This window comes from Mesorhizobium sp. WSM4848 (genome assembly GCF_055811375.1).
Genome location: NZ_JBVVPX010000041.1, coordinates 53,877 through 60,392, shown reverse-complemented (window position 1 = coordinate 60,392; position 6,516 = coordinate 53,877). Strand labels below are relative to the sequence as shown.

The window sequence follows — 6,516 nt, the reverse complement described above, 5'->3', positions numbered from 1 at the left end:
CCCAGCGTGCCGTATCACCAAACGAAGAGCCCGCGCGCAAGCCCGAGCCGGAAATATTGGAACGGAAGCCGCCGAGCTCGCTGCAGGATGCGCCCGCGAAGCAGGACCAGCCGAGCGCACGAGGAGGCGTGCCGCCTACGCAGGAGATCCGGCCACCGAGCCCTCGGATTTCCGAGCCGGCCCAGCGTGCCGTATCACCAAACGAAGAGCCCGCGCGCAAGCCCGAGCCGGAAATATTGGAACGGAAGCCGCCGAGCGCACTGCAGGACGCGCCCGCGAAGCAGGACCAGCCGAGCGCGCGAGGAGGCGAGCCGCCTACGCAGGAGATCCGGCCACCGAGCCCTCGGATTTCCGAGCCGGCCCAGCGCGCTGTTTCACCAAAGGAAGAACCCGCGCGCAAGCCCGAGCCGGAAATAATGGAACGGAAGCCGCCGAGCGCACTGCAGGACGCGCCCGCGAAGCAGGACCAGCCGAGCGCGCGAGGAGGCGAGTCGCCTACGCAGGAGATCCGGCTACCGAGCCCTCGGATTTCCGAGCCGGCCCAGCGCGCCGTACCACCAAAGGAAGAACCGGCGCGCAAGCCGGAGCCGGAAATATTGGAACGGAAGACGCCGAACGCGCCGAAGGACGCGCGCGGGAAACAGGAACAGCCGAGCGCGCGGGTAGAGCCGCCCACGCAGGAGATGAAGAACAAGCCGGTTCTGCCCGGCGTGACAATCGAGGGCGACCGCGGTCCCTTGCTTGCCCGGGAAGTGCCTGGTGGCGGCGGTCCGACCGGAACCGGCAAGGGGGGCGGCGGGGGCGGCGGCAATGGCGGCGGCGGCGCGTTCCACAAGCGTCTCGGCCCAGTCGATCTCTCGGCAAGCCTCACAGCCGGCCTTCGCGCGGTCAAGAAGAACCTCATCGCGGTGATGATCTTCACGATCGCGACCAACGTGCTGGTGCTTGCGATACCAGTCTACCTCTTCCAAATTTCGGATCGCGTCCTAACGAGCCGCTCGGTCGACACCCTGGTGATGCTGACGGTCGTAATTGTCGGCGCGGTCATCCTGCAGTCGATATTTGACGCCATCCGGCGCTTCATCCTCATGCGCACAGCGGTCGAGATCGCCGCGCAATTGGGCGGACCAATCCTCAGCGCAGCTGCCAGGGCTTCACTGCACAGCAACGGGCGCGAATATCAGACGCTGGGGGATCTTCAGCAGCTGCGTACGTTTCTGGTGTCCGGCACGTTGCTGTCTCTTCTCGATGCGCCGATGGCCCCGTTGTTCATGCTAGCGATATTCCTGATCCACCCCGACCTCGGCTTTATCGTCGTGGCGACGGCGCTGCTGCTGCTGGCCATCACGCTCGCCAACCAGCGCGCAACCGCCAAGCCGTTCGGCGAGGCCAACACAAGCCAAACCAAAGCCAACCTCCACGTCGATTCGATGTCGCGCAACTCGCAGATCATCAACGCGCTGGCGATGATCCCGGAGGCCGTGTGGATCTGGGGCAAGGATACCGGCAACTCGCTCAAATGGCAGGTCATAGCTCAGGACCGAAACATAGCCTTTGCTTCTCTTTCCAAGGGCGTCCGGCTGCTGACCCAAGTCGTGATGCTCGGTTGGGGCGCTTATCTGGCCATCGAAGGCACAGTCACAGGCGGCATGGTCATCGCCGCGTCTATCATTGCCGGTCGCGCACTTGGCCCGATCGAGGGTGCGATTGAAGGGTGGAACCAGGTTGTGCAGTCACGCGCCGCCTTTGGCCGCATCAGTGCACTGCTGAAGGAATCCCCGCTGAACTTCGAACGCCTGAAGCTGCCGCGTCCGGAAGGGCGTCTCGATGTCGAGCGGCTGCTGTTCGTGCCGCAAGGAACCAAACGCGTCGTGCTCAATGGCATCGGCTTTGGCCTGGAGGCGGGAGACTCACTTGCGATCATCGGCAATTCGGGCGCTGGTAAAACGACCCTGGGCAAAATGCTCGTCGGCTCGATCCTTCCAACTTCGGGAAGCGTGCGGCTCGACCTGATGGACCTGCGGAACTGGGATCAGCGGCAATTTGGTGAAAGCATCGGCTACCTTCCCCAGGACGTGCAGCTTTTCCCGGGGTCGATCAAGGCGAACATCGCCAGAATGCGCGAGGACGTCGACGATGGCGCAATCTACGAAGCCGCCAAGCTGGCCGACGTTCACGAACTGATCGCCTCGCTTCCGCATGGCTACGAGACCTTCGTCGCCGCCGATGGCGCGCCGCTTTCTGGCGGGCAGAAGCAGCGGATCGCTTTGGCGCGCGCCTTTTTCGGCAGCCCGAAATTGGTGGTCCTCGACGAGCCGAATTCGAACCTCGACACCGGTGGCGAGTTGGCTTTGTCGCGCGCTCTACAGCAAGCCAAAGAGCAAAAGATCACGATGGTCACCATCACGCAGCGGCCCGCTTTGCTGCAGACCGTGGATAAGATCCTGGTGCTCGTCAACGGCACCGTGGCTCTTTTCGGGATGCGTCAGGACGTGCTCCAGGCTTTGGCGGCGCGCGGCATGAGCCTCGACGGCGGCCATTTTGCCAATATTCAGGTCAAATGAGAGAGATCGGCCGTGAAGGAAATAGCCAAGATCGAAGACGCTCAATGGTATGGCGCCGTTCCGCGTTCCATTTGGAAGCAGACGACCGCTGGATTGCTGCTGATGGCCGTCACCTTCGGCGGATTTGGCACCTGGGCATTCACAGCACCCCTCGCAGCCGCGATTATCGCGCAAGGGAGCTTCGTGGCCACTGGTCAGAACAAGATCATCCAGCACCTGGAAGGGGGTATCATCAAGGAGCTTCTGGTTAGCGAAGGCGACCATGTCGAAACCAATCAGCCTTTGGTGCTGCTCGACGAGACGGCCGCCCGGGCAAAGGAACGGCAGTTGTTCTTCCGACAGGCGCGCCTTGAAGCGATCGTGGCGCGCTTGACCGCCGAGGTGCACGGGGCGGAGACCATACAGTTCCCGGCCATAATAACCGAAAATCGCGACGACCCGGAAATTGCTTCGATCGTGCATAGCCAGCGTCTTAACTTCGAGGGCTCGCGCACCAAGTTAAGCAGCGAGATCCGATTGCTCGACCAGAACATCGGCGCCCTGAAGTTCCGGGCGGGCGGTTATGAGCAGTTGCTGAAAGCGGTTACGATACAGCTCGGTCTTCTACGCGAGGAATACACCGGCAAGAAGACCCTGCTCGACCAAGGGTTGATCCGCGCGACCGAGATCAAGGCGATTCAGCGCGCGATAGCAGATGCCGAAGGGCAGATGGGGCGGCTCTCAGCCGAGATATCCGAGACCGGCGCCCAGGTCGTCAAGCACGAACAGGAGATGCGGCAGACAGAAAACGCCTACCGCCAGGCGGCGCTCGACGAGCTCGAGGGCGTTGAAACCGAACTGGACAGCATCCGCGAACAGTCCCGCGAGGCGCAAAACGTGCTGCGCCGAGCGACGATCCATGCGCCGGTTTCGGGCACTGTCGTGCGGATATTCTACCACACGTCCGGCGGCGTGATCGAGAGCGGCAAGAGCATCATGGAGATCTTGCCGGCGAATGTGCCGCTTATCATAGAAGCGCAGGTGCCTCGCACCGAGATCGACAATGTCAAGGTCGGACAAAAAGCGACGGTACGGCTGGTCGCGCTCAACGCGCGCACGACGCCGGTTCTGAACGGCGAAGTTTACTACGTCTCTGCCGACTCGCTCCCCGACGCCTCCGGTCCGACTGCAAAGGAGGTTTATCTGGCGCGCGTCAACCTGCCGGTCAGCGAACTGGCTCGCGTGCCTGGATTTGCTCCGACGCCTGGCATGCCCGCCGAAATTCTCATCCAGACGGCGGAGCGGACCTTTTTCAACTACCTGTCCAAGCCGATCAAGGACAGCATGGCCAGGGCATTTATGGAGCGCTGATCGTAGCGGCGGGGGGTAAATATGCAGATCGACGTCTTAACACGCCCGGAAGAACTGAAGGGGCTTCGCGACAACTGGGACGACCTCTACGCCAGGGATCCCGACGCGCATTTCTTCGTCTCGTGGGACTTTCTTTCCCACTATCTTCGCCGCTTCGACGGTGAATGGTTCATTTTGGCGGCGCGCAAGGGGCCGCCGGGGTCTCCCTATGTCGCGCTTCTGCCGCTCCGGCTGAGCAACAGGATGAGGAAAAAGACCGGCGAAATCTACCATGAAGTGTATATGGGGGGAAACCACGCAGCCGATTATACCGGCATCCTCTGCGCGCCGGAATACGCCAACCGGGCAATCGCGGTTTTCGCGAAGCATCTGAAGACGATGCATTGGGCCAGCCTGCATCTGGAGAACCTGCGGATGTCGGAACGCAGGATAGGCTGGCTGATGGAGCAGCTTTCCGACAATCGGCTGACGATGCGTCGGATGAGGCGCGTCAACCAGGTTGACAATGTTGACAACTGCATCTGCCCGGCGATCCACCTCCCGTCCTCATGGGAAGATTACCTTCTGCACAATCTCAGCGCTAACACCCGCCAGAAGATGCGGAGATTTCTCCGGAAGCTGGAGAACTCTGACGAGTTTCGCATAACGCATGCCGACGCCTCTACCATCGAGCGCGATATCGACATCCTGCTCGAGTTCTGGCGCATCAAGTGGACGCCGCGGAAGGGGAACCTGGTTCCCGGCCTGGTCAAGAGCAACCGACTGCTGTTCAGAAAAGCTTTCGAAAGCGGCACGCTGTTCCTGCCTGTGCTTTGGCACGGCGACCGGCCCTTGAGCGCTCTCGCGATCTTCCTCGATCCGATCAAGAAGAGCATGCTGTTCCACATGGTCGGGCGCGACGAGACGGCCGACATGCTGCCGTCGGGACTGGTCCTGCACGGTTATTGCATCCGCCGCGCGATCGAGAACGGTTTCCAGACATACGATTTCCTGCGCGGCAACGAACCTTACAAATATTCCTTCGGCACCCGCGACACCGTCCTCAACTGCACACTGCTGCGAACCAAAACCGGCCGGAACCTTGGCGACCGGCTGGACAGGCGATACTTGGTCGGCGCGTTGGAGGAGGCGGCCCGCCTCCACAAGAAGGGTTGGATCATCCAGGCTGAGAACGTCTATCGCCAGATCCTGAACACCGAGCCGACGCATGATCAGGCTCTGTACGGACTCGGTCACGTCTTGGGTACGAAGGGCGATCACCGTCAGGCTGCGGAATGCTTCGGCGCGCTTGCAGCGATGTCGCCGCAATCTGTAAACGCCTGGCTTTGCCTCGGCATTGCGCAGCAGTCGCTAAACGACCACTCCGCAGCCATCGAGTCGTTTGGGCGAGCCACGGACCTCGATCCGGGCCTCATCCTGGCGCGTTATGCCCGGGGCCGCAGCCTTCTCGCCCTGCAGCGGACGGATGAGGCGGCCAAGGCTTTCACGCTGGTCCTTGAGAATGGATCGCCCGCGCCCGCGGAAACCGCCCTGCGCGCCAAAGCCCGGCGACAATTGCAGCAGTTGAGGACAGCCAAGCCGCTCTACATTCTAAAGAAACCTGAGCGCGAGAAGCCCGTCATCCAGCCGTCAGTGCCGCTGGGGCTGACGACTCTGCTCACGGTTGCGCGGCCGGCAACCGCAAGCCGCTCCACCTCTTCTGTCGCTTGACGAGGGGCTTGCCTTAGGATCAGCGTGCGATTGGCCGTCCAGAGGCCAAACGCAATGGCAATCAAGTCGGGAGAGGTCCCCTGCCGCTGCAAGCCGTTCAAACGACTCGTGCCGCATCCTCATCGCGCCGATTGAGGCCAGCGTTGTAGCGCAGCACGGCCAACGTCGGTAAGCGCATAGACGCCGTGCTCGGCCCTGGCGAACCAGCCATAGACATTGTGAAGCAGGATATTGGCGGCGCGTGGCGAAATGGTCTTCAGATCGCGCGGGCGCTTCGGGCCATCGACCATGGCAGCGGCGCAGGCCAGCGCGTCCTGCCGGTAAGCGGTCATCACCGGCGTACGCGAGCCGCCGCCGACCACGGGGTCGCCGCGCCGGCGCCGATGCTCGTCCACCAGGCGCGATCTTCGCCTCGGGTCTCGCCGGGGCGGCAAGGCGGCCGGACTGAGCAGCAATTCGACGTTGCCGGCGGAGCCAACCCCGAGAAGGCCGAAGCCGAGCCGCCGGCACAGCGCACGGAACCGGCGATCGTGCTCGCGGCCTTTGCCTCGACTTGACATCCTCGCCGCGAGCCAGACCTCATCGCATGACGCGGCACGGTCAACACCTTGAAGAATGAGCTCAAGGTTGAACTGCAGCTTCAATTCGCAGATGACGAGCACGGGCGGCTCGCCGTCCCGCAGACCCACGACATCGCAGCTGCCAACCTCGCCTTTGACAGTGAAGTCCAGACTCTCAAGAAACCGCTTCACCGGGATGTAAAGAGACGTTTCCTGCATGCCGGAGCCATAGCCGATTCGTGACTGGCTGGCACCGCATCACCGACAGGCTTTGCCACCGAGGGGCAGTTTTGTCACTCGTGAACACATGGATCAATGCATCAAGCAATTTG

At 62.2% G+C, this 6,516-nt stretch carries 4 protein-coding genes; 3 read left to right on the top strand and 1 reads right to left on the bottom strand.

The window, feature by feature from the left end:
• Positions 1 to 416: 416 nt before the first annotated feature.
• From AC0L16_RS28590 to AC0L16_RS28580, 3 genes are read left to right on the top strand one after another with little or no spacing between them, the layout of a single operon-like run.
• Positions 417 to 2,564: a type I secretion system permease/ATPase gene (locus tag AC0L16_RS28590; RefSeq protein ID WP_473624717.1), complete on the top strand. Its 2,148-nt coding sequence runs from the start codon at positions 417 to 419 to the stop codon at positions 2,562 to 2,564.
• A 12-nt stretch (positions 2,565 to 2,576) separates the two neighbouring features.
• Positions 2,577 to 3,914, top strand: coding sequence for an HlyD family type I secretion periplasmic adaptor subunit (locus AC0L16_RS28585; protein ID WP_473624710.1), 1,338 nt, complete (start codon positions 2,577 to 2,579; stop codon positions 3,912 to 3,914).
• Between the two features lie 21 nt (positions 3,915 to 3,935).
• Positions 3,936 to 5,624 carry a GNAT family N-acetyltransferase gene (locus AC0L16_RS28580; RefSeq protein ID WP_473624709.1) on the top strand — a complete coding sequence of 563 codons (1,689 nt, stop codon included), beginning with the start codon at positions 3,936 to 3,938 and terminating at the stop codon, positions 5,622 to 5,624.
• Positions 5,625 to 5,743: 119 nt separating this feature from the next.
• Here AC0L16_RS28580 and AC0L16_RS28575 read toward each other — a convergent pair whose 3' ends face one another.
• Positions 5,744 to 6,403, bottom strand: a complete 660-nt coding sequence (locus tag AC0L16_RS28575; RefSeq protein ID WP_473624707.1) for a DUF2161 domain-containing phosphodiesterase — start codon at positions 6,401 to 6,403, stop codon at positions 5,744 to 5,746.
• Between the last annotated feature and the right edge of the window lie 113 nt (positions 6,404 to 6,516).